This is a genomic window from Edaphobacter sp. FHG110511_03 (genome assembly GCF_059115365.1).
On sequence record NZ_JBZYWL010000007.1, the window covers coordinates 135,968 to 158,366 of the forward strand.

Genomic DNA, 22,399 nt, shown 5'->3' on the forward strand with positions numbered 1-22,399 from the left:
GTCATCGAAGAAGTGCCTGGGCAAAAAAATCCGGAGCCCATAACGCCCCGGAGGGGTCCAGCTAAAACCGTGTCAGAATCGCAGTCGTCCCTGGATCGACAGCCATCGACCGGAGGAGTTGGGCCAACCGTCACCAAAGACCCTGCCAAAGTTCGGGTCCGTAGGATTACTGTTTACGCCGCCCAGCACCTGATGATTGAAGACGTTGTAAGCATTGAACGTCGTCTCCAGTCTGATCCTTTCGTACAGATGGAACTCCCTCTGCACGCTCGCCGAAGCCCCATTCATGCCCATCTGGCGCACTCCATCCACGCGTGCCGGAAATACCCTTGAGTTGAATCCCGTGGGCTGGCACGCGGGATTGGTCACAAAGCCATAACCCGTGTAAGTGCAAGTTGTCGTCGTCGAGCCATCGGGATTGGTAACCGTGGTCGGAGTTGCGGTCACGGTCCCAGGGGTCAGCCACTGCACGTAGTTCGAGCCTCCCGAGGCCTGCTCGTTGTGATACACGGGATTCTTGATCTTAATGCTGCTGGCCTTGACGTCTCCGATGAAGAACGCGTTGCCGAAGTTGACTGGAATGCCCGGTTGCACCTCGTAGCTGGCGCTCAGCTGGAAACCGCCGAACAGCGCCGACTTCCATCCACTGGTCGCCCACGCCTTACCTTTGGATCGACGGTCACCTTCAGGGAGCTGTTCTCCAGCGTCGTTTTGCTCGCCTTCAGGTCGCTGGTAAACGTTCTGTGCCCGGCGACAACATGCGCCACCTCATAGCCCAGCGACGGAAGATCCCGGGCCTGAACCAACAGATGATACGAGCTCGTCTTCTTGTCGCTGGAGACGACGAGCGAGGGCAGCACACGTCCCTGCGAATCGACGACCGAAACCCCCGACGGCGTAGCCGTGGGCATCTGCACATCCGCCTCCACCACACCCGAGCGCTTCCATCCCAGCGGATTCATGATCAGTAGCGGAACTGTGTTCGGTGTTGCCACGCGCGTGTCGATTCGCGACTCCAGCGTGCGCAGTGACTTGGCATCCACCTCGTTCGTGACACGCCGGACCTGGTCATAGTCATCCTGCGCATCCTTATAGATCACGCCAATTCCCGAGCCTGCGGCCAGGTCATGAAACTGGTTGAACGTAACCTTCTTCCACGCGTCCGTAATCTGATCGCCGGGATAAGGCAGGCCATCCAGCCACGCCAGAGAGGCATACTTCTCGGCGTTCAGCACCTCGACTTCTGCCTCCCGCATATTGCGCTTGTGATTGCTCTGCGTCGTAAATACGCCGCGATGAAACTCGAGATACAGCTCGTCGTCCCAGGTCGGAATGCTGATCTTGCCATCCGGAGGAGTCGGCAGCTCGGTCTTCCCGGCCGCCGCCGTCTCGTAGTTCCAGGTCGGGGAATTGGAGGCAATCCGCCCCTGGACATCATTGAAATAGCTCTGCGCCGTACCGAAGTTCATCTTCGGGATCGTCCTGTCGGCGGCCTTCCACTGATCTCCTTCGTCCAGCAGCGCACGGGTGGGCCCGCCTCCGTGATCTCCCACACCATACAGATCCATCATATTGTCGAGACCCGGGTTCAGCTTCCGCGCGTGCAACAGGTCGTTCGACAATCGGATCGGGCTGAAGTTTGTGTTGCCATATCCATCGGGGAAATAGCTCAGCACCTTGCTGCCGTCCGGCGACTGCCACCAGAACAGTTTCAGAGGAACCTGGTTGGTCTCGTTCCACGACATCTTCTGCGTGACAAAATAATCGATCCCCGACTTCTTGTAGATCTGCGGCAACTGCCAGTTGTACCCGAACGAATCCGGGTTCCAGCCGATCTTCACGTCGACGCCGTAGAGTTGCTTGTATGCGCGCTTGCCAACTAGAATCTGCCGCGTCAGCGACTCGCCATCCGGCATGTTCAGGTCGGGCTCCACCCACATGCCGCCTACAATCTCCCATCGCTCTTCCTTGATCCGCTGCTTGATCCGGTCATTCAGCTGCGGATACTTCTCTGCCATCCACACGTTGTACTGCGCCCCCGACTGCGTATAGGTATAGTCCGGATACTCATCCATCAGCTGCGCAGCCGAACCAAAGGTGCGCTTCACCACGTCCACCGTCTCGGTCCAGGGCCACAGCCACGCCGCATCGATGTGCGAGTTTCCAGTCAGATGGAAGGTCGCGGCCTGCAGCGTTGACTTGAGCGAATCGAGCAGTTGCTTCGACTTCTCCAGCGACTGGTCGAAGGCCTGCGAATCGCCACGATCAAGAGCCTTCAGGTTGACCGCTTCGATCGCCTGATCCACGGAGGATTTGCGCTCCGGTGGAAGTGACGGAACCAGCAGCGCTGCAGATATCAACTCCTTGCGCAGGACCTCCGGGTTCGGCCGGTTCGGCGCAAAGTCGACATGAAACTCCATGCGCCGCAACCGCTTCTGCTCATTCGTCTTGCCGAGATGAATCGCAAGCAGCAGATTGTCGCCCGGCTTGATCGGATTCAGTAGCACCAAAGGCTCCATGTCCTCGCCTCGAGCGATCCGCTTGCCGTCTACGTAAACCACTACGTCCCCGCGCGTCGGCCCTGAAGCCACAACTTTGCTCCCGTCGGATCATAACCGTGATCGACTTCGGGATCTCGATCCTCTTGCGCAGCTAGACTTCATCCGTTGAAGCCGTGTACGGAATTTGGATCGTCCCCCACGACGCATCGTTCAGTGCATCCGACGATCCATCCCGCAGGGCGCCGGCGTGGTATCGCAGGTCGCCGACGGGCAGGCTCCCCAGATGCTCCAGCCGCTCCATCACAATCTGCGATGCTGGTGAGAGGCTCTTCAGGGCCGCCTTGGTCTGATCCGTGGCGGAATAAGTCACGCCGATCTGCTGCGCCGATGCCGCCGAGCACGATACAGCGATCGTCACAAGCCACCCCATCTTCCTCAACGCTCGCTGCCCTCTTCCCACAGACATATCCTCTCCAATCCTTGTTGATCCAATTGCCCCGCGAGATTCTGGCTTTCTTGATTCAGAACGGAGTGATCACGCTAATTGACCGAAGCTTTGTGCGGCAACGTTAGCTTCACCTTCTAACGTCTTCGCATCTCCCTAAAATTGTTTGCTCTGGTTGAATGCGGAAGGCCCTAACGGTAGTTACGTCGCGATTCCATTTGAAAAGGAGGTAACACTGGCCGCTCCGAGACTTAGCTATATCCGGAGTGCTAGAATTGCGCCGCCCTTTCTTTATGTCTGCGCCCTCCACGAACGATATACAGACGATGAAGCTCGTCGAGTCCGAAGCGGACATCGCTTTCCTTCAGAAGCATCTGAAGGAGGTACTTGAGGGCCAGGCCTTCCGCGGTAGTCAACGGAGCGCGCAGTTCCTGCGCCACATCGTCGAACAGGCCCTTGCCGGCCATCCGAACTCCCTGAAAGAACGGTTGATCGGTGTCGAGTTGTTTGGCCGGTCGCCCTCCTACGACACCGGAAACGATGCCATCGTTCGCGTCACTGCGAGCGATGTTCGTAAGCGCCTACTCCAGCACTACGGCAAATATGCCTCCGCCTTCGATGTCCGGATCGCCCTGCCCCTCGGCTCCTACCTTCCTGAGTTTCACTACGATCCAGGCGGTCACGAGCATCTTACTGGCGCTCCGATCGCCACCCAGATCGCCTCCACACAGCCCTGTTCGGCGATACAGAGCGTCCTCGAGACTAGCAGCGACCCCGCTTCTCCTCCCGCACCACGCATCGAAAGTGCTCCCGAACCTCCTCGCGCTCATCCGGTCCAATCGCGGCTGAGCTTCGCAAAGGTCGCAATCGCGTTGATCGTGCTTCTGAACCTTTTCGTCTGGGGCTACGTCTGGCACCATCTCCAGTCGCGGCGCGCGTCATTCACTCCCCTGGGGGGATTCTTCAGCTCGCCTCATCCCGTCTATCTCATCACCAGCGATCCGGATATGGCGGCGATCCAGCAGTTCACGGGCACTGAAGTCCCAGTCTCCGATTATGTGAATCATCGCGTCTTCTCCGCCTCCGACGGCATGACCCCGGAGATGAGGCGCTTTCGCGACTCTTTCATGAGATCCGACAAAGCCGCCGCAGCCGACGTCCAAATCGCCGTTCATATCGGCGAGTTGGTAGAGGCCCATGCCAACAGAATCCTGGTGCGCACCGCCCGCAGCATCCAGATGGCCGATCTGCAGAACGACAACAACTTCATCTTGCTCGGAAGCCCGCGCTCCAACCCATGGTCCGCCCTCTTCAGCGACCAGCTCGACTTCCAGTTCGTCTACGATAAGAACTCCGGACAGGAGATCATTCGCAACGTTCACCCGCGCCCTAACGAGGCCGCTCAATACATTCCGACCGCGATGGGAGGAGCGACCGGCAAGACCTACGCCATCATCGCTCTGGTTCGCAACTTCGATCAGCACGCGCAGATTCTTTTGCTCGCCGGAGCAGATGCAGAAGGAACCGAAGCCGCCGGCAGGATCCTCACCGGCGCAAGGCTGGCAGCCGCCCTCGAACACTGCGGTCTCTCACGCCAAGGCCCCATGCAGCGATTCGAGTTGCTCGTGAAGTTGAACACGATGGCCGGAATCCCCAGCAACGAGACCATCGAGGCCTGCCACATTCTGATCTCCAACCCCGCGAGTTCCTGATCGCTTTGCTCAGGCAGAAGCCGCATTCAATCCAATCTGCACATCCCGCTGCGAAAGATTCTCAATCTGTGCCGGTCCCGAGAACAAATTCCCTGTAACTACCGCGCGCGTCACCCCTTCTCCCAGAAGAATGTGTGGCTTGTTCTCGAGAAACTCGCATCCGCGAATCAATACACTTCCTGAAGAAACCTGGATCGCTGCACGCTTCCCCTGTTTGCCCCACTGCACGAACGTGCACTCGCTGAATCCGACGGTGCCTGTGCCCTTGATCTTCGCAATCTGATTGCACGGCCCCCAGAACGCGCTGTTGCTCAACCGCACGACCCCCTTATTCGCCTCCCGCACTTCGATCATCGTGGGATCGTCGCCATGGAACGACGTGAACTCCGCGTTCGCGATCAGAAGGCCATAGGGCGCGCACTGCTCCACAAGCACCGCGCGGTTGCAGTCATCGGCACCGATGCCGAGATAGTTTCCGTTGCACCCACCCGTCTCTGTCTCCACGAACCGATAGCCCACGTGATAGCCGAAGCAGAAGCAGTTCAGCACATACTCCCAGTCGGCTCGGCCGAAGATGAACGCCTCGCCGTGGGTCGTCTGCCACTCATAGACCTTACTGTGCGAGCTCCACCACGGATTGAAATGAACATTCTCGATGCGGCCAATATCGTAGATCGCATCCACCCATATGCCGCGCCGCAACGGCTGTCCCGTAATGTTACGGATATTGTGCCGTTCATTCTTGCTCGCATCAATGCCCTGGTAAGGATTCAGCAGCTCCACATCGAAGACCGCCGGATTCTTCCCGCGCATCGCAATCGTCCACGGATAAGCCACCGGCTCGTCATCGGCAATCTGCTCCGGATAATAAATTGTCACGCCGCAGAGCGAGCTGTTCGTGTTCAGCGTAAGGAACGGCTGTCCATCCTCGCTCCCACGCCCCGCGATCACGAAGAAGGCCGTGCCATCGTCGCCCGGCTTCGCCTCTCCCTTGTTGCGCAGGCCGACGTGTGAAGGCACGCAACGGAACGACCCCTCCAGCGTGACTCCTCCCGGAACCGTAAGCGATTCCTTGAAGAGATAGCGCCCCGTCGGCGCATACACTGTGCCTCCTCCTGCCTTGCCTACCTCGTCGAGCGCGCGCTGAAAGGCAGCCGTATCATCGGTCTTCGCATCCCCCACCGCCCCAAACTCACGAACATCTCTCCAGCCCGCAGCCGGAGTCGCACGCCGCCCTGCCGCGGGTTGCGATCCCTTCTGCAGGAACGGCGAAAGCCCAGCCACAGCTCCGCGAGACAACAGCTCTCTCCGCGACGTCATCCTCAACTCTTCCATTACATCCACCTCTCTATGCGTATAAGTTCAGTTGCCCGCCTGCGAACTCATCGACGGCGGAGCATCCTCCGGATGGCTGCCCCACTGCACATTCGGTTTATCTCCCATCTCCAGCTCCAGCAATCCTCCATTCGCGATATCCGATTGCTGAAACCACGGCCGGTTCAGCGGCTTCCCATTCAGCCGCGCCGATTGGATGTACTTGCTCTGCGCCGAAGCTCCATTCGCCACCACCGTGAACTCCTTGCCGTTGCCCAGCCGCACCGTGCTCTTCGTGAAGATCGGGCTACCGATCTCATACACCGGGCTTCCCGGACACACCGGATAAAACCCGATCGCACTCAGCACATACCACGACGAAGTCTCGCCGCCGTCATCGTCTCCGGGAATCCCCAACGGCCCGTCCCCGTACCAGACATCCAGCAGTTGCCGCACTCGTTTCTGCGCCTTCCACGGCTCTCCCACAAAGTCATACAGGTAAGGAATATGGAAGCTGGGCTCATTGCCCTGCGCATACAGCCCTACCAGTCCTGTCGAATCCGGAAACTGCCCAAGGTACGCGAACTTCGACGTTCCATACTGCTCCACAAACAACTGATCGAGCTTCTTCGTAAACGCCTCGCGCCCACCCATCAGCCGCACCAGCCCGGCAACATCATGCTGTACATGGAATGTGTACAGCCACGAGTTCACCTCCGTGAAGTAGGCGCGCCCGCCTTGCCCTCCGCCCAGCTTCGGATCGAAGTGCTCCACCCACTTCCCATCCGCGCTGCGTGGAGCCATGAAGCCAATCTCAGGATTGAAGACATTCTCGTAGTTATGCGCCAGTTTGGTGAAGTATGCCGCGTCCTCCGTCTTGCCCAGCGCCTTTGCCAGCTGTGCCACGCACCATGCATCGTAGGCGTTCTCGAGCGTCACCGACACCGCCTGCCGCCGCTCCGGCGTCACCTCCGGCACATCTTCCTTCTCGCCATACGCCAGCGCCGGGAAAAATCCCTTCTCGAAGTACACCTTATCCAGACTGGTCAGCGGACCTCTCCGCCACGGAAGCATCGTCGCCTCCGTCACATTCTTTCGCATCGCCTGATAGGCAAGGTTCACGTCGAAGTCGCGATATCCCTTCTCGTAAAGATCGGCGATCAGCGCCGCTGAGTGATGGCCAATCATCACCGCTTGCTCCCCCGCGACCGAGGGGAACGACGGCATCCATCCGCTCTGCTCATACATCCGCAAATAGGAACGCACCATATCCTGTTGCCGCACCGGGTCCAGCAGCAGCTGCAACGGATGCAGCGAGCGGTACGTGTCCCACAAACCATCGTCGACGTAGAAGTGATGCCCCTGCGCATCGTGCACTGCATGGTCGTACGCGCTGAAGTAACGGTCATCCTCCGTGATGTCGGTCATCCTCCCCATCGAGCGCCACAGCGCCGTGTAGAAGATCGTGCGCTCCTTCTCCGTCCCTCCAGCCGTCTTGATTCCATCCAGCGCCTGGTTCCACTTCTCGCGCGCGGCCTCCTTCATCCTGTCGAAGCTGCGCCCATTCGCATCCTTCTCCAAGTTCCGCTTCGCCTGCTCTATGCTGATGTACGAGATGCCGACCCGCACCTCCACCTGCTCGCCCTGCTTCGTCGCCGCCTCCGAGATAAACCCAAGTCCATCGCCGCTCTGCTTGGCGTCGTGCGAGAACGTCTCGCCCTTCCACGTCTGCCAGCTCGCAAGCGGCCGCGAAAACTCCGCGTAGAAGTACTGCCGCGTCTCTCCTTCTGCGTCCGAAGTGGTGGCAATATTTCCATGAATCCTCTCGCTGCCCTGCACCATGCGATCACCCACCACCGCGATCTCCGCATGATCCCGCAGGCTCAGCACCACATGCGCATGAGGAGCCGCAGAAAACGTGAATCGGTAGTACGCACTCTTCTCCCCCGCCGTCAGCTCAGCCTTCGTATCCCACGTGTCCAGGTTCACCGCATAGTAGTAGGGAATCGCCGTCTCGAAGTCATGATCGAACTCCGACGCATAGCTCTCCGCGTGCGTATCCGCCGTCCCCGTCGAGACCATCAGCATCGCCGGACCCGCCGGAAAGCCGTAGATCTTGTCCGCAAGATAGCGGTCTGTGATGCCCGGCGTCGTCACCGGAGCCAGCCGCGCCATCCCATACGGATACTGCACATGCGGAATCGTCGGCGTAAGCAGTTGTCCGATGCCGCCAATATTCGGCCGTACATAATCCACCGGGGCCTTCGTCTCGGCCGCCTGCGCCTGCCCCGCATGGAGCACCAGTAATGCTCCGGCAATGCACATCGTTATCCGCGTCTTTCTCATAGTGGCCTTTTGCATAATGCTCCTGTCTTTCCCTCTCACTGCTTCAGGACAAACTGCGCGGTCAGCGAGGCCTCCGAAGACCCGCCCGCCCAAACCGTATACGCCCCCAGCTCCACGGCCCACCGCTTCTCCGCGTTCCATACCGCAAGCTGGCTCTGCGGAAGACCGAAGCTCACCTTCTTCGTCTCACCGGGCCTCAGATGAATCCGCGAAAATCCCGCCAGAGACCGCCGCGGCGTCTCCACGCTGCTCACATCCTCGCGGAAATACAGCTGCGCGACCTCGTCCCCTTCGCGATCGCCCGTATTCGTAATATCTACAGTTACATGTATATCTCCCTTGCTTCCCGCCGCCGGAGCCACCGCCTCAAGATGCTCATACCGGAAGCTTGTATAGCTCAAGCCAAATCCGAAAGGAAACAATGGCTTGCCGTTGCTATCGACATACCTTTCCATCCGCGACGGGTCCGAATTGTAGAACGCCGGAATCTCTCCCACACTGCGCGGAAAGGTAATCGTCAGCCTGCCTGCCGGGTTATTGTCCCCAAATAGCGTCTCGGCAATCGCCTGCCCTCCAAACTCGCCCGGATACCACGCCTCCACAATCGCCGGAACATGTTGCTTCGCCCACCCGATCGTCAGCGGCCTGCCGTTCTGCAACACCAGCACCACCGGCTTGCCTGTCGCCACCACCGCCTCCAGCAGCTTCTCCTGATCGCCCGGTAGATCGAGGTTCGAGCGGTCAAACCCTTCGCCCGAGATCCCCTGCCTCTCTCCCAGCCCCAGAACCACTACCTCAGCATCGTTCGCCTTGGCTACCGCATCTTCGGTCTTCTTCCCTTCGTCGAAGCTCACCTCGGCCCCTGGGACCTCCTTGCGGATTCCATCGAGCATGCTGATGTGCAGGCCGTTCTCTTCCTTCTCGTAGTCCCCATACCGCGCCACATTTGCATTCGGCCCAATCACGGCAATCTTCTTCACCGTCTTCGCGAGCGGCAATAGCTGGTTCTCATTCTTCAGCAGCGTCATCGACTCCCGCGCTGAGGCCAGTGACACCGCAAGGTGCTCGGGTGCACGATGCACTCGAGCATTCAGCCCCGTATCTACATAAGGATGGTCAAAAAGCCCCAGAGCAAACTTCGTCCGCAGCACCGACCGAACCGCGCGATCCAGGTCTACCTGCGCAAGCGTCCCCTTGTGCACGCAGTCGATCAGCGCCTTCTGAAACACGTCATGGTCGAAGTCGTAGAACTGCATATCCACGCCCGACCGTATGGCCATACAGGTCGCCTCTTCCGGGCTCGCCGCCACCTTGTGCACTTTGTACAACCGCTGAATCGCTCCCAGGTCCAACAGCACGAACCCCTGGAACCCCCACTCCTTTCGCAGGATCGACTTCATCAGCAAGGGATCGGCCGTCATCGGAATCCCATCGGTCTCGTGATACGCGGCCATCACCGCCATCGCATGACCTTCGCGGATCGCCGGCTCAAACGACTTCAGCATCACCATGCGCATCTCGCGCTCACCCATATGCACCGGCGACGTATTCGTCCCTCCCTCGGGAGAACCGTGCCCCGCAAAATGCTTCGGCTCGCTGACAACCGTATGGTCCGTGTTCAGCCCCTCGCCCTGCTGGCCCCGCACATACGCCAGGCCAAACTGCCCCGTTAGGTACGGGTCTTCGCCAAAGTCTTCTTCGATCCTTCCCCAGCGCGGCTCCCGCGCCAGGTCGAGCACCGGGGCCAGAATCATATCCACTCCCGTTGCACGAGCCTCCGCGGCAATCACCGCTCCCGTGCCCTGCGCAAGCTCCTTATCCCACGTCGCCGCCAGTCCAAGGGGAGCCGGAAAAACCGTGCCGTTATCGAAGCCATGCACCCCCTCTTCAATAAACAGCGCCGGAATCCCCAGACGGTTATGCTCGATCACCCACCGCTGAATCGCATTTGCCTGATGGGGAGTAGGGTTCAGATCGTGCACGCTCCCAACCCCCAAACCACCCCACAGAGCCTGAGCCTTCTTGGGAAGAAACACGGCCGAAGCATCAGCATGCGTATCGTCAGTATGCTTGTCGACGATCTCCTTCGCACTCGAATACATGTCCAGCTGCCGGACCTTCTCTTCGATCGTCATCCGGCGCAGCAAATCGTCGACCCTCCGCTCCAGCCGAGCTGTCCTCTGGAGATACAAAGCCGATCCACCCTTCACTGACCGTGTCTGCTGCCCCACCCCGAAAGGACAAAGGAGACAAACAAGCAGCACACCCACAATTCCCAGCCCCCGGGCATGGATTGTGATCCCCAAAACCGTGCCCCTGCCAATCCGCTTCCAGTCAAAATAAGCCATCATTCCGTAACAAACCCTAATCAATCTCAGATTTTGAAACACGGTAATTGAGAGCTGACTGAAGGAGCAACGTTAGTGAAGGTTCTAACGGTTTCCTTTATTACTGAAAACAAAAGGAATAACCCACTCTCTAAGGCTAACAGGTACGTACCCCGAAGAAGTTGAAGACGACGGAATAACCTCAGTCCACTTACCGGTGTCGAGGGCAATCGCACAGAGTGCAGTGCCAATCACATACGGAGTTGGGAAGCGCGCTCTGGAATCTCCAGATGAACATTGACTCTACGTGAACTTATTGTGCCCGATAAGCACCTCCCTGCCCTTCCTCCACGATGCGTCGGCCTATCTAGTAGTTCGTATGAACCTGTAAAAAATCAGGTCCCGAGTAGCAGCATTCCTGAATGCGCACAAATCAAAAAAAACGACTTCGGCTCCTAAGCGGATAATCCTTGACATATATGCTGTCTGGGACTGCTTTGAATTGTCCAAGCTAGCCGCGCTGCGGTCGCAGCGGGGAGGAGACCTCCTCCCTTTAACGTCGCGCTTGGTGTCATCGGTTCGGCTACTCTTGTTGAGGAAATGAAAGCGCCAGCGACGCAGTCTTATAAAACAGGGCTCGTGACGTCCAAGGACGGGACGAGGATCAGCTATCGACAGATGGGCGATGGGCCTGCCCTGGTGCTCGTACCCGGAGGTATGCAGGCGGCGCAGAATTTCATGATGCTGGGATGGGCACTCTCCGATTCCTTCACCTTACATATCCTCAATCGCCGGGGCCGAAGCCTCAGCGGTCCTTACCGCGAGGACCACTCCATTCAGCGAGAAGTAGAGGATCTTGACGCCGTACTTCAAGCGACGGGAGCGAACGATGTCTTCGGATTGAGCGCAGGAGCCCTCATTACTCTTACGGCAGCGTTAGCCTTACCGGCCCTCCACCGGATCGCTCTCTATGAACCGCCCTTAGTCCTGAAAGACGATCCGAGTCCGATGGACTGGATGCCACGGTATGAAAAAGAATTCGCGGCAGGAAATCTCGCGGCAGGAATGGTCACCGGCATGAAAGGCATAGCCGATTCTGGAGATTGGTTCGTGGCACTTCCGCGCTTTGTCATGACCAATCTCATGCGGCTCGCAATTCAGGCTGATCGAAGAAACGTGAAATCCGAGGACGCTTCCCTGGAGAGTCTCATTCGATCCCTTCACTTCGACTTGCGCAATGTGGCCGAGATGGTGGGCGCATTAGAAGCATTTCGCGCCGTAGAGGCTGACGTTCTATTACTTGGAGGCGTTCGGAGTCCGGCGTACTTCGCGCCCATCCTGTCGGCTCTGAGCTCCGTGCTGCCTCGGTCAGGGCGCGTCGTATTAGCAGGTGTCGGTCATATGGGAGCGGACGATGTCGGAAAGCCAGAGTGCGTCGCAAAAGAACTGCTTATGTTCTTTTGCAAGTAACCCGCCAAAGCCTCCCTCCTGGACGGTCGTCTTGAGATGACCGAGCAACAGCCGATTCCAGGACGCCTAGTCAAACGAATGATCGGCAGTGTGGACAAATCCTCAACATCCGATCGCAAACCTTTTTCGGTACTCCCTTGGCGAAAGACCTAACACCTTCTGAAACACCTTTCGAAATGACGCGGGATCTTCATAGCCAACTTCCCATGAGATCTTTTCGACGGTTTTTTTTGTGGATTCGAGCAGCCCTCGCGCCTTCCCGATACGCAGGTGTTGGCAATACTCTGTCGGCCTAAGCGTGGTTGCCTTTTGGAACCGCCGCATGAACGTGCGCAATTCGAGTCCCGATTTCTTCGCCATTTTGGAAAGGTCAACGTTATGACAGCCATTCTTCTGCAGCCAGTGCTGCACCTTGAGAATTTCGACATCTCCATGATCAAAACGAGGCAAAAAACTCTTGTAAAAGCTCTGTTCTCGTCCTGACGGATCGAGGAGCATGTATTTGGCAGTTTCCAGTGCAACCGCAGATCCCATCAGCTTTTGGATCAATCTGATCCCAAGGTCCGTCCATGCCGTCATTCCGCCTGCCGTCACGATGTCTCCGTCGTCGATCACAACTTCTAGGGGCTTTGACTCAAGTTTAGCGAGTTCGCCGAGGACCAGAAGCTGGCGGCGGATCTCGACATACTCGCAGCCACCAAATCTCCAGCGGCGGCCGGATTCCGGTAAGTCTCTGAAAGATATAGCGTCTTCCTGGCCCTTTATATTTCTTGAGAATTCCATAAGACAGCGTAAAGACTCCTCACCTCTGCATGCGCCATGCTTCAGCTGTCGTTTCCTAAATCCAGTTCACTAAAGAGAGGCTCGAACCGCACCGCTTGTTGGAGCCCCGAGATTGTTGTTCATGCTCATGATAAACGAGTTGATTTTCCGACAGGCTCTTGTGGAGGGCCAGATCGTTCCGTATTTTCAACCCCAGTTCCACCTTAAAACAGGGAGGGCATCCGGGTTTGAGGCGCTGGCGCGATGGGAACACCCGGAGTACGGAGTTGTCTTGCCATCTGCATTTATTCCCCTAGCCGAGAGGTCTGGATTGATGGGGGAGTTGACGGAGGTTTTATTTGCTCGAGCCGCCGCGGTGGCATCGTCGTGGCCAGAAGAGATAACGCTTTCGGTTAACATCTCACCATCGCAGCTACGAGACAGTCGGTTTCCAGACCGAATTCATGGTATTGCCGGGAAGAGTGGATTGCTCCTCTCGCGTTTGATTCTCGAGATCACGGAGAGCATGCCACTGGAGAATCTCGCTCTGGTGCGCCCTCTTGCTGAGAGGCTGAAGGAGCTCGGCATTCGCCTTGCTCTGGATGACTTCGGTACGGGCTTCTCCTCGCTGTACTATCTCCAGGCCTGCCAATCGACGAGTTGAAAATCGATAGGAGCTTCGTACGGTCGATGACTACGGAACACAAAACAAGAAAAATCGTCGCCGCCATGATCGGTCTCAGCCGTAGCCTCCGGCTTGCCACGGTGGACGAAGGGAGTGGAGAGTCACTCTCAGGTGGAGGCCCTCCTGGCGCTTGGCTGCGAGACCAGGCAAGGCTATTTGGTGAGCCCAGCGATTCCACAGAGCCAGGTCAAATCGTTACTTCGGATCAAACTTCCCTTACGGCCGCAGCTTTACATCAGCATCCCTAGCTAAGCAGCTTGCCAATGGTACATCCGGCGCGACCCTCCGGCGTTATTTGGTGCGGGAGCGTTGTTCGTTATCGTGGGACTCCTTGCGTGTTGGAAGCCGGTGCGGCGGGCGCGAAAGGTCGTTGTTGGAAACATTTCGGTGCGAGTGAAGCGCGGAACGCTCCATCACCAATGTCTACCGGTTCAATGCTGAATCACAGATGCTCCGAAAGCTGACTTCACGTCTTGCCTTCAGGGCAATGCGTCATTGACGCTCTGAGGCATCGCGCGGAACGTGCTCTTCTGGCATAAGACTCACCTAACAATCTTTCGCCTATTTGTTTGGCGCGGCGCCCAGTTATAAAACGGGAACTAATACTTCACATGAAAAGTCGGGCTATCCTCAGGCCGCGCTCCGCGACGGTCATAGAGGCGGGTAGTGGACACGTTCGTCTGTCCAAGCCACTCCTGCACCTTGGCGATATCCGCCTCATTGGATAGTGCATTTGTCGCAGCCTTCGCGCATCGAATGCACACAGATCCCGACGGCCTCGGCCGCTATGCCTGATGCCCTCGCATATTTCATGACGATATTGCGGTAGATGGACCCCGGATCAAGAGGTTGATCGAGCGTTCTTGTGCGATTATTCGCGACCGGGCGGAAGAGCGGAGACTCCAGGCTCTCACGACTCAACGCACCGCCATGTTTCCCGGCTTCCAGATACTCGCCGATGAGGCGCAGTGACGTCGGGTGAACGGTCCTCAAGAAGTGCTTGAAGGGGAGGATGTCAACTCGGACGCGATTGAGGAGCTCGACACGCTTTGCAATGAGCTGGATGAGAATCTCGAGAACCTGAAAGATATTCCGCGTCCCTATACCTCACGCACCATCGATAATTTAGAGTCATAATACATCTGACACATGCAATCCAACCTCCCCGTTCCGTGGAGCCTCAATGAGAAAACTTTTTTTCCTACTTCTCTTCTGCGTTCTTTCTGCACATTCCGTCAGGGCGCAAACAGCTACGATCACGGGCCAGGTCTTCGATTCCGCCGGTGCAGTAATCCCGGGAGCGACCGTTACAACGACCTCTAAGACTACAGCGATGGTGCGCACCGTTACTACCACATCAGCGGGGCTCTATAACATCACCGCTCTCCCTCCGGGAATCTATGACGTAACGGTCACCGCGTCGGGCTTTCAGACATCGAACAAAACAGATGTCATCTTAAATGTCTCCGCCAATCTTCCGCTGAACTTTAACCTCACTATCGGTTCCCCGGCGGTATCGATTGATGTTCAGAGTACGACCATCGCTCCCATTGAAAGCGACAGCTTCGAACTCTCCAGCGTGATCGATTCCAAACAGATTACGAATCTTCCGCTCATCCTCCGCGATCCCTACCAGCTCGTCCTGCTCTCCCCCGGCGCCGTCACTGCGACCAACAACGACGGTGGCTTTGCCATCAATGGGCAGCGCGATCGCAACAATAACTTTCTTCTCGATGGCGTCGACAATAACGACACATCTGTTCCCGGCATCCCCGGGGGCATCTCTTCCGCCAATCCTGCGTCAACGCAGGAATTTCGCGTTATTACGAATAACTTCGACGCTGAATACGGACGAAATACCGGTGCCATTATCGATGTAGTCACTCGGGGTGGAACCAATAGCTTTCACGGGGAGGCCTACGAGTTCGGCCGCTATAACGCCCTCGGTGCGAGAGATTTCTTCAATACGAAGGAGAATGGTCCCCAGGACCCCTACGTTCGAAATAACTTCGGCGCCTCCGTCGGTGGTCCTCTCTGGAAGGACCACACCTTCTTCTTCCTGAACGGCGACGTACAGCGCTTCCGCACGACCCGCACCGAAAGTACGACCACCCCTACTGCGGCCTTTCGCACGGGCCGCTTCACTTACCTCGATCCCGCAGACAATGGAGCTCCAACCCTCGTGGATCTCAACAATCCAGCAAATCCGAACAACTTCAGTGGACGAGGGATCGATCCCACTCTCGCAAAGATCTATGCCATTGCGCCTGTCGGGCAATCGGACAACGGCGACGGTGCGACATCAACATATTTCTTCGCCTCGCCCGATGCACTGAACTCCTACACCTTGACCGGCCGCCTGGATCACAAGCTGTCTGAAAAGCATCAGCTCACAGTTCGCTACATCTATGGACACTCGAACGACAACGATCCGTTCCACGACGAGGTCTTGCCCGGATACGGAAATACGGCATCCATTGCCACAAACCACAATGGCGTCATCTCCGTTGCCTCCGTCATCGCCCCCAACAGCACCAACATCTTCCGGTCTGGCTTCAACATGGCGAATACTGGCTTCTTCTGCAATCACGCGGGCTTTGATGCATTGCTTGGGACTGATTCGTTCGGCAATGGCCGCGACATCAATATTCCTGGCTTCTTCAATGGCCTTCCGTTCGGATGCTATGACCTCGGAGAGAGCAATCAGCAGGCCCGCCTTACCTCGACCATGACCTTCTCCGATACCTTCGCCTTTACGAAGGGAAAGCATTCCATCAAGTTCGGCGGGGAGTTTCGCAGCATCAAGAGCAACAACTCCGCAAACTTCTCCTCCCGCAGCCTGCTTGATCTCTCCGTGTGGTCCAACTTCAACGCCGACGCCTATAACTTTCAAAACACTGACTCGCCCAGCTATCCCACCTTTGAGAACCTGATCTGGGGTGCTCAGGGCGTCGTCGCAACCAATGTTGAGACGCAGTTCTTCACTCGCTCCGGCATACGGCGCGGCTCCGACTATTCTCGCTTCCGTCAGCATGAGTGGGCCATCTTCACGCAGGACACCTGGAAGGCCACCCCTCGCCTGACTCTGGTCGGCGGCATCCGGTATGCCTTCAACGGCGTTCCCTACGAAAAAGACGGCAACTTTTCCAACTTCTACGGCGATGCCTCCACCGTCACTCCCGCCAATGGATTCGTCTTTACTCCAGTCGGTCCTGGAACCGGACGCCAGCTCTACGCCAATAACTGGGGCATGATTGAGCCTCGCATCGGCTTCTCCTACGACGTCTCCGGCAGCGGCAAGACCGCCATTCGCGGAGGCTACGGCATCTTCCACGATCGTCTCTTCGACAACCTCTTCGGCAACGCGCGCTCCAATCCCCCGCTGCAGGCAACCTTCAACGACTTTCCCTTTGACACGGATAATCCCGGCTCCAGCCCGACCGTCTCAACGGCTGCCTTCCCCCCTGCTCTCACCCCCTCGGCGGCGGTCTTCGACGGCTCCTTCTTGACTCCGGTTGTCATCAATCCACATCTTCAGATGCCCACCAATCAGGCTTACAACCTCGGCGTCCAACATCAGCTCAATAGTCACGTAACCCTTGAGCTCAACTATGTTGGCAGCCATACCACCCACGCTCTGCGCGAGATCGATGGCGCTCCGCCGCAACCGGCGATCGTCCAGAAGCTCCTCGCCAGCGGCATCCCCGCCTCCCAGTTGCAACTGTCGGCGCTGTATACCGTCACCACCACCCAGGCAACTAACAACACGGCTTTTTTTAATGAGCTTTATCAAACCTCGATCGTCAGCGGCAACTACAACGCGATCCAGGCATCGGTCCGCGGGCAGTTATCCTCTCTGACGATTAATGCGAATTACTCATTCGCTCACGCCCTCGACAACGGAAGCGATCCGATCACTCCCGGCGCCGGAAACAGTGGACTTCCGCGCAACAGCTTCGATCTCGGTCCCGAATACGGGAACGCCGATACCGACGTTCGACATCGCGCGACGATCGCTGCCATCTACGATCTTCCCATTGGAGATGGAAAAGGCCATCTCAACCACGGCTTCTTCGGACATCTCTTTGAGGGAATCGAGCTCTCCGGAATCGAACAGGCACAGACCGGTCTTCCGTTCGACCTGCGCGGAACGAGGGATAACCTGCACACCAGTCTGCTCAACCGGCCAGCACTTGTCGGCAAGCCCTATCCTTCGAGAAGGGGCACCATCACCTCGGCTGGAGTGATCACCGGTCCGGCGCCGTCTGCCTTTGCCAATGCAGCCTTCGACCAGAACGTCTCGATCCATCGAAACAAGTTTTATGGGCCGAGCTTTATCAATACCGATGTCGTCTTCCAGAAGACGCAGACTCTTCACAATGAAGCCAAGCTGATCTTCCGCGCAGAGAGTTACAACGTGCTGAATCATCCGAACTTTTCTACGCCGCCTTCGAGCAATCTCAGCATCGCTTCTTCAACCTTTGGAGTCTCGAACTCACAGGTCGGACAAAACGATGGCACAACGGGAGCTCGTCAGATCCAAGGGGCGATCAAAATCGTCTTCTAAAAAACGGATAATTAAAAACCAGTCTGTAAGAAATTTTAGGAGTAACCAGCTTCATCCTATCGGTGACGATACCGAAAACATATTTTATTTGTCCGGATCGGTCGTCGATCTAAGGAATGGAATTTGATGGATGCCGGACTGCAATCGATACAAGAGAAATCTGTAGTGAACCTGACCACGTTGGGCGAGTCGGCATGCGAGAGGGCTCACCACTATACGGATAATTCGATGCGGCGGAGACAAAAATCGGTCACCAAAACCCGTAGCTTCAACCTGTGTCGAATGCTCTCTGTGAGAGAGGCATGTCCGATACTGGATCAGAGCCACCCCATGAGCCAGCGCGAGGGGAATTGGGGGTGCGGGTGAGGTATATGCCAGCGGGCTCTGTGCATAGCTTGGGTGGGCTGATAGCCGGGTCATTTCAAACAACTACTTTTTCAGCACCCTTCTATTTGACGTCTACTCTTACCGCCGTCAGAAACGAAGTTTGCCGCTGATCTGTATTACCCTCGGCGTGGCATTGGTGCCTGTAACAGTACCGAACGCTGCTTTGCCAAGGGTAGTGCTAGGGTTGCTGAAGTTGGTATGGTTGAGCGCATTGATGAAGTCGGCACGGAGCTGAAAACTCAGCTTGTCCGAAGCAAGACGCGTGTTCTTCACTGCTGAAAGATTGAGCAGATTTGCTCTGGGGCCGTGAACCGTGGGGAGTCGGCTTGGGAAAGTCTGGATGTTGTTGGAGAGCTGCTCGGAAGGATTGTTATCAAAGTGACTTGTATCGAACCACGCCTTGATTGACTTCTGTTCGGAAGGTAGGGAGATCGATCTCACATTGCCCGTGAAGATCGGATTGCCGAATCCAAGGGCCTGACCGGCTTGAATCTGGTAGGTGCCCTGCCCCTGCCAGCCGCTGACCAGTTTATCCACGAATTCATGGCGGCCAGAGAGCCATGTCTTTCCGCTCCCTATAGGCAGCTCGTAGATTCCGTTCAATACCAGGCGATGAGCGCGGTCCTGATCAGAGATTACTCGCTCCGGTCGTGAATCCGTCTCATTCAAATAGGAGGTTGCCTGCATATTCTTTGACCATGTCCATGCCGCGCCGAACGAATAGCCACCTTCAAAGCGTTTTTTAATCTCAGTTTGCAGGGAGTGGTACCAGTAAAATCCGGTATTTTCCTGGATGGATAAGCCCGTAAACTCCGGAAAAGGTCGAAGCAGTTGCGATACCGATGTCGTGGTGGTAGTCCCCAGGCTCTGGCCGGGAATCAATCCATAAAACGGATTCGACACCTTCTTGGAAAGCGCATTTATGACCGCGGTATCACACACTGGAAGTGTGCTGAGATATTGCCTGGGAATGGAGTCATAAGCCCGGCTGACCCACAGCTTCGTGCCGCGATTGCCGACGTACGACACTCCCAGAATCGTCCCCTTGCCTAATCCTCTTTCCACGCCAAGGCTCCAGCGTTGCATATAGGGACGTTTGAAGTCGGAGGACATGGCGGTCATGCTGGTTCCAGCTCCCGTGGTCAATCCTCCGGCAGCTCCGAGGGGCTGCTGGACGGGATTGGTGAAGGAGCCGCTCACGGGAAACGGATCCTGGGTAGAGGCGACGTAGCTTTGACCGTTGTTCTGCGAGGCCACCAGGCCGGTAGTTTGGCTGAACCCGGTCTGAATCGGGTTGAATCGGGTGATCTGGTTGAAGATGCCGTATCCGGCTCGAACGACGGTGTTGTTGTCGATCGTATAGGTAATGCCAACGCGAGGCTGCAAACCAGACGGTCCATTCTTCGCTCTCCAGAGCGAACGCTGCGTGTTGACGCCCGCAAACAGGGGGCCGCCGAGAACAGCAAGTCTGGCTGGAAGCAAAGTGGACCCGCTATTGGAGTATGCTGCGGACGCAGCCGCCTGCAGCGGATTGACTGTTGTCATGTTGAATTGAGTTATGGAGCGATTCTGGCTTTCAGTAGCCGGAAACTCATATTCATAACGAAGGCCGAAGTTCACGGTTAGCCGGGGCGTTGCCTTCCAGTTGTCCTGGACGTATCCGGAGAAGATCTGGTACTGCTCGGCATACGAGTCGCTGACTTGAATGGAGCCTCCCGTGGGAAGTCCCATGATAAAACCAGCAAAGCCTTGCCCGTAGCTGCTGGGCGTCGTATCGCTAAGACGAGTCCAATCGGAGTTGTAGTCGAGTTCTCCGGAGTCGGAGCCGGCGGAGAAGCCATTGTCGCGATAGAGGCGATACTCGCTACCCAGCTTCAACGAGTGGCTTCCCAGCAGCCAGGTGACGTTCGAGGCTATGCTCCAGATTGTGCTTGGATAGCTGTCGCGGGCGTTGCCGGAAAACTCCGGCATGTCCTCGATGGCGGTGTCGGGCAGGCGGGTATGGCCGGGGTCGATGCTGTTGATCTAGGTCCTCGCCCTCGGTCACAGGGACCGTCGCGGTGCTGTAACGCGTGACCGAGGCCCGAGTGTTGAGAACCAGGCGTGGTGTAAAGGTATAGACATCGTCCACGTCGAAGCCGCGGTTGTCCCGAAAGTATGTCCATCCGGCGCCGCGGTTGAATCGTATCTGGTCGTATTCATCCAGATGGCTGTAATAGAAATGCCCGAAGAGACTGTGGTGGTCGTTGATCGTATGGTCGATTCTAGCGACGTGGGACTGGTACCAGTTCGTCTGGTACTGCTGAAGGACCAAGTTATTTTCGCCATCTGCCACACCCGCCAAGTTGGGCCGTGGCATGTGTGTATTCAGGATGTATTTCGCATAGGAGTCCATATTGAACTGGTGTCCGCTCAGACTAGAACCGAAGGGAATGACATTGTTCGCGAATGGAGTCCGGATAAAGTGTCCCGCGTTAGCCGGATCCTTTACGGTGCTGTAGGGATTGTAGATCTTGATGCCGGAGGCCAGCAGCGCCGAAAAGTCTCCTCTTCTTTCGGCATCGGTCGGAACACTGTAGACTGCATTCGTGCTTTTCGGGAAGGAATTACTGATTCCGTTGTATCCGTACATGAAAAAGGTCCGGGATCTGCCGTTATAGATCTTCGGCAAAATAACCGGGCCGCTAATGACGGCGCTCCAATCGTGCTGCCGGTTGTTGTCTTTAGGCAGCCCGGCAAGGTTCGTGAAGTAGGAGTTAGCGTTGAGCACCGGATTCTGCATGGTTTCGTAAAGCTGCCCGTGAAAGTGATCGGTGCCGCTCTTCAGGCTAAGATTGACGTTGGCCCCGGGACCGTAGCCACTACTGGCGTCATAGGTGGCGGTTTGAATCTTGAACTCCGAGACCATGGCTGTGGTTGGGGTAAAGGCCTGGTTGTAACCGACGCCGTTACGATTTCCAGCATTGTTCGGGGCTCCATCCAAAGTGTAGGTGTTACCTCCGTTCGCGCCGCTGGAAGCTACACCGCTGATGGAGATATTGGAGGGAGTGCTGCTGGTGAAGGCCTGGGTCTGGCCACCGCTGCTGCTGCTGGCGAAATCAAGGACGCCCGCGCTCAGCGTGGCCATCAGGAGGGGGTTGTTGTCTTTGACAGGTAAATCTTCCAACTGGCGCGCCTCAATGACGGAGCCTAGATCCGCGTCTGCAATTCGGATCCCCTGATCGGTCGAATTGACCGTAACACCAGTCGCGACATCGCCTATCTGCAAGGAGATGCTCAATGAGATATTGTCCGAGACCTGAAGCAGAATATCGTTCTGCTCGTATCTCTTGAAGCCCTCCTTCTCAACTGTGACTCGATAATGTCCAGTAGGCAAAAATGGCATTACGAAGTCGCCTTTGCTATTGGAGACGCCAGTTTTTCCAACGCTGGTAGCAAGTTCAACTGCCGTGATTCGAGCACCCTCGACAAAAGCTCCCGATGAATCCACGATTTTTCCCTGGATCTGACCGCGTATATCCTGCGCGTGCGTTGTAGCGTTGGGCGCAAGGAGCAGAAAGATCATTGCAAGGACGAGTGCCAGCTTCTGGATACCAGCGAGTGCGAAACGGAACCCATCTAGGTTGCATTCTTTGGAACCGCAGTCTCTAGCTAGCCATCTAAACGTATTAGTCGCTAAATTGCTCTTCATCTTTGCGATGTCTCCAGGTAGCGATGCTTTATCCACTAAAATCCACGGCTGGATACCGCACACGCACACTTCCTCGAAGAAAAGTATACGTATACAAATTCCTGCCTTTTTCTATCGACCATGAACGTATGTGAGATAGGCAATGCCTGTCAATTTATTTTTACTTGTGATACATATTTTTCACCACCTAAA

Annotated in this window: 15 protein-coding genes; 5 read left to right on the top strand and 10 right to left on the bottom strand. The window is 56.6% G+C overall.

What is annotated here, in order from left to right; all coding sequences use genetic code 11:
* Positions 1 to 72: 72 nt before the first annotated feature.
* The 3 genes from AC5S26_RS25210 to AC5S26_RS25220 form a co-directional block, all read right to left on the bottom strand.
* On the bottom strand, positions 73 to 630 hold the full coding sequence (locus AC5S26_RS25210) for a hypothetical protein (RefSeq protein ID WP_494187748.1): 558 nt from the start codon (positions 628 to 630) through the stop codon (positions 73 to 75).
* The gene (locus AC5S26_RS25215) at positions 609 to 2,591 is read right to left on the bottom strand and encodes an alpha-mannosidase (RefSeq protein WP_494187721.1); all 1,983 of its coding nucleotides are present in this window, start codon (positions 2,589 to 2,591) and stop codon (positions 609 to 611) included. The genes AC5S26_RS25210 and AC5S26_RS25215 overlap by 22 nt, the downstream gene beginning before the upstream one ends.
* 61 nt (positions 2,592 to 2,652) lie before the next feature.
* Entirely contained in the window at positions 2,653 to 2,967 is a 315-nt protein-coding gene (locus AC5S26_RS25220) for a hypothetical protein (RefSeq protein WP_494187722.1), read from the bottom strand.
* A gap of 305 nt (positions 2,968 to 3,272) precedes the next feature.
* Between AC5S26_RS25220 and AC5S26_RS25225 the strand changes: the two genes are divergently transcribed.
* On the top strand, positions 3,273 to 4,658 hold the full coding sequence (locus tag AC5S26_RS25225; protein ID WP_494187723.1) for a hypothetical protein: 1,386 nt from the start codon (positions 3,273 to 3,275) through the stop codon (positions 4,656 to 4,658).
* Positions 4,659 to 4,667: 9 nt separating this feature from the next.
* Here AC5S26_RS25225 and AC5S26_RS25230 read toward each other — a convergent pair whose 3' ends face one another.
* From AC5S26_RS25230 to AC5S26_RS25240, 3 genes are read right to left on the bottom strand one after another with little or no spacing between them, the layout of a single operon-like run.
* Positions 4,668 to 5,978, bottom strand: a complete 1,311-nt coding sequence (locus AC5S26_RS25230) for a glycosyl hydrolase family 28-related protein (protein WP_494187724.1) — start codon at positions 5,976 to 5,978, stop codon at positions 4,668 to 4,670.
* Between the two features lie 42 nt (positions 5,979 to 6,020).
* Positions 6,021 to 8,333 (bottom strand): GH92 family glycosyl hydrolase, encoded by a 2,313-nt coding sequence (locus tag AC5S26_RS25235; RefSeq protein ID WP_494187725.1) that lies wholly within the window; start codon positions 8,331 to 8,333, stop codon positions 6,021 to 6,023.
* Positions 8,334 to 8,353: 20 nt separating this feature from the next.
* Positions 8,354 to 10,669: a glycoside hydrolase family 3 N-terminal domain-containing protein gene (locus tag AC5S26_RS25240; protein ID WP_494187726.1), complete on the bottom strand. Its 2,316-nt coding sequence runs from the start codon at positions 10,667 to 10,669 to the stop codon at positions 8,354 to 8,356.
* 615 nt (positions 10,670 to 11,284) lie between these two features.
* On the opposite strand from AC5S26_RS25240, the gene AC5S26_RS25245 reads away from it, so the two are divergent.
* Positions 11,285 to 12,115 (top strand): alpha/beta fold hydrolase, encoded by an 831-nt coding sequence (locus AC5S26_RS25245; protein ID WP_494187727.1) that lies wholly within the window; start codon positions 11,285 to 11,287, stop codon positions 12,113 to 12,115.
* Between the two features lie 102 nt (positions 12,116 to 12,217).
* Here AC5S26_RS25245 and AC5S26_RS25250 read toward each other — a convergent pair whose 3' ends face one another.
* Entirely contained in the window at positions 12,218 to 12,898 is a 681-nt protein-coding gene (locus tag AC5S26_RS25250; protein ID WP_494187728.1) for a GlxA family transcriptional regulator, read from the bottom strand.
* A gap of 139 nt (positions 12,899 to 13,037) precedes the next feature.
* Between AC5S26_RS25250 and AC5S26_RS25255 the strand changes: the two genes are divergently transcribed.
* Positions 13,038 to 13,541: an EAL domain-containing protein gene (locus AC5S26_RS25255; protein ID WP_494187729.1), complete on the top strand. Its 504-nt coding sequence runs from the start codon at positions 13,038 to 13,040 to the stop codon at positions 13,539 to 13,541.
* Between the two features lie 620 nt (positions 13,542 to 14,161).
* On the opposite strand, the gene AC5S26_RS25260 is transcribed toward AC5S26_RS25255, so the two are convergent.
* Positions 14,162 to 14,326: a hypothetical protein gene (locus tag AC5S26_RS25260; protein ID WP_494187730.1), complete on the bottom strand. Its 165-nt coding sequence runs from the start codon at positions 14,324 to 14,326 to the stop codon at positions 14,162 to 14,164.
* Positions 14,327 to 14,540: 214 nt separating this feature from the next.
* On the opposite strand from AC5S26_RS25260, the gene AC5S26_RS25265 reads away from it, so the two are divergent.
* Positions 14,541 to 14,699, top strand: coding sequence for a hypothetical protein (locus AC5S26_RS25265; protein WP_494187731.1), 159 nt, complete (start codon positions 14,541 to 14,543; stop codon positions 14,697 to 14,699).
* Between the two features lie 46 nt (positions 14,700 to 14,745).
* Complete coding sequence (locus AC5S26_RS25270; RefSeq protein WP_494187732.1) at positions 14,746 to 18,129, top strand: TonB-dependent receptor; 3,384 nt, start codon at positions 14,746 to 14,748, stop codon at positions 18,127 to 18,129.
* A 474-nt stretch (positions 18,130 to 18,603) separates the two neighbouring features.
* Here AC5S26_RS25270 and AC5S26_RS25275 read toward each other — a convergent pair whose 3' ends face one another.
* Positions 18,604 to 20,487: a TonB-dependent receptor domain-containing protein gene (locus tag AC5S26_RS25275; RefSeq protein WP_494187733.1), complete on the bottom strand. Its 1,884-nt coding sequence runs from the start codon at positions 20,485 to 20,487 to the stop codon at positions 18,604 to 18,606.
* Complete coding sequence (locus AC5S26_RS25280) at positions 20,381 to 22,081, bottom strand: carboxypeptidase-like regulatory domain-containing protein (protein WP_494187734.1); 1,701 nt, start codon at positions 22,079 to 22,081, stop codon at positions 20,381 to 20,383. Before AC5S26_RS25280 ends, AC5S26_RS25275 begins: the two co-directional genes overlap by 107 nt.
* Positions 22,082 to 22,399: the final 318 nt, after the last annotated feature.

Bases quoted from the DNA above. Each gene is read 5' to 3' on its own strand.
- AC5S26_RS25220 (WP_494187722.1), bottom strand. From the start codon at position 2,967: ATGTCTGTGGGAAGAGGGCAGCGAGCGTTGAGGAAGATGGGGTGGCTT.
- AC5S26_RS25225 (WP_494187723.1), top strand. From the start codon at position 3,273: ATGAAGCTCGTCGAGTCCGAAGCGGACATCGCTTTCCTTCAGAAGCAT.
- AC5S26_RS25230 (WP_494187724.1), bottom strand. From the start codon at position 5,978: ATGACGTCGCGGAGAGAGCTGTTGTCTCGCGGAGCTGTGGCTGGGCTT.
- AC5S26_RS25235 (WP_494187725.1), bottom strand. From the start codon at position 8,333: ATGCAAAAGGCCACTATGAGAAAGACGCGGATAACGATGTGCATTGCC.
- AC5S26_RS25240 (WP_494187726.1), bottom strand. From the start codon at position 10,669: ATGATGGCTTATTTTGACTGGAAGCGGATTGGCAGGGGCACGGTTTTG.
- AC5S26_RS25250 (WP_494187728.1), bottom strand. From the start codon at position 12,898: ATGGAATTCTCAAGAAATATAAAGGGCCAGGAAGACGCTATATCTTTC.
- AC5S26_RS25270 (WP_494187732.1), top strand. From the start codon at position 14,746: ATGAGAAAACTTTTTTTCCTACTTCTCTTCTGCGTTCTTTCTGCACAT.
- AC5S26_RS25275 (WP_494187733.1), bottom strand. From the start codon at position 20,487: ATGCCGGAGTTTTCCGGCAACGCCCGCGACAGCTATCCAAGCACAATC.
- AC5S26_RS25280 (WP_494187734.1), bottom strand. From the start codon at position 22,081: ATGATCTTTCTGCTCCTTGCGCCCAACGCTACAACGCACGCGCAGGAT.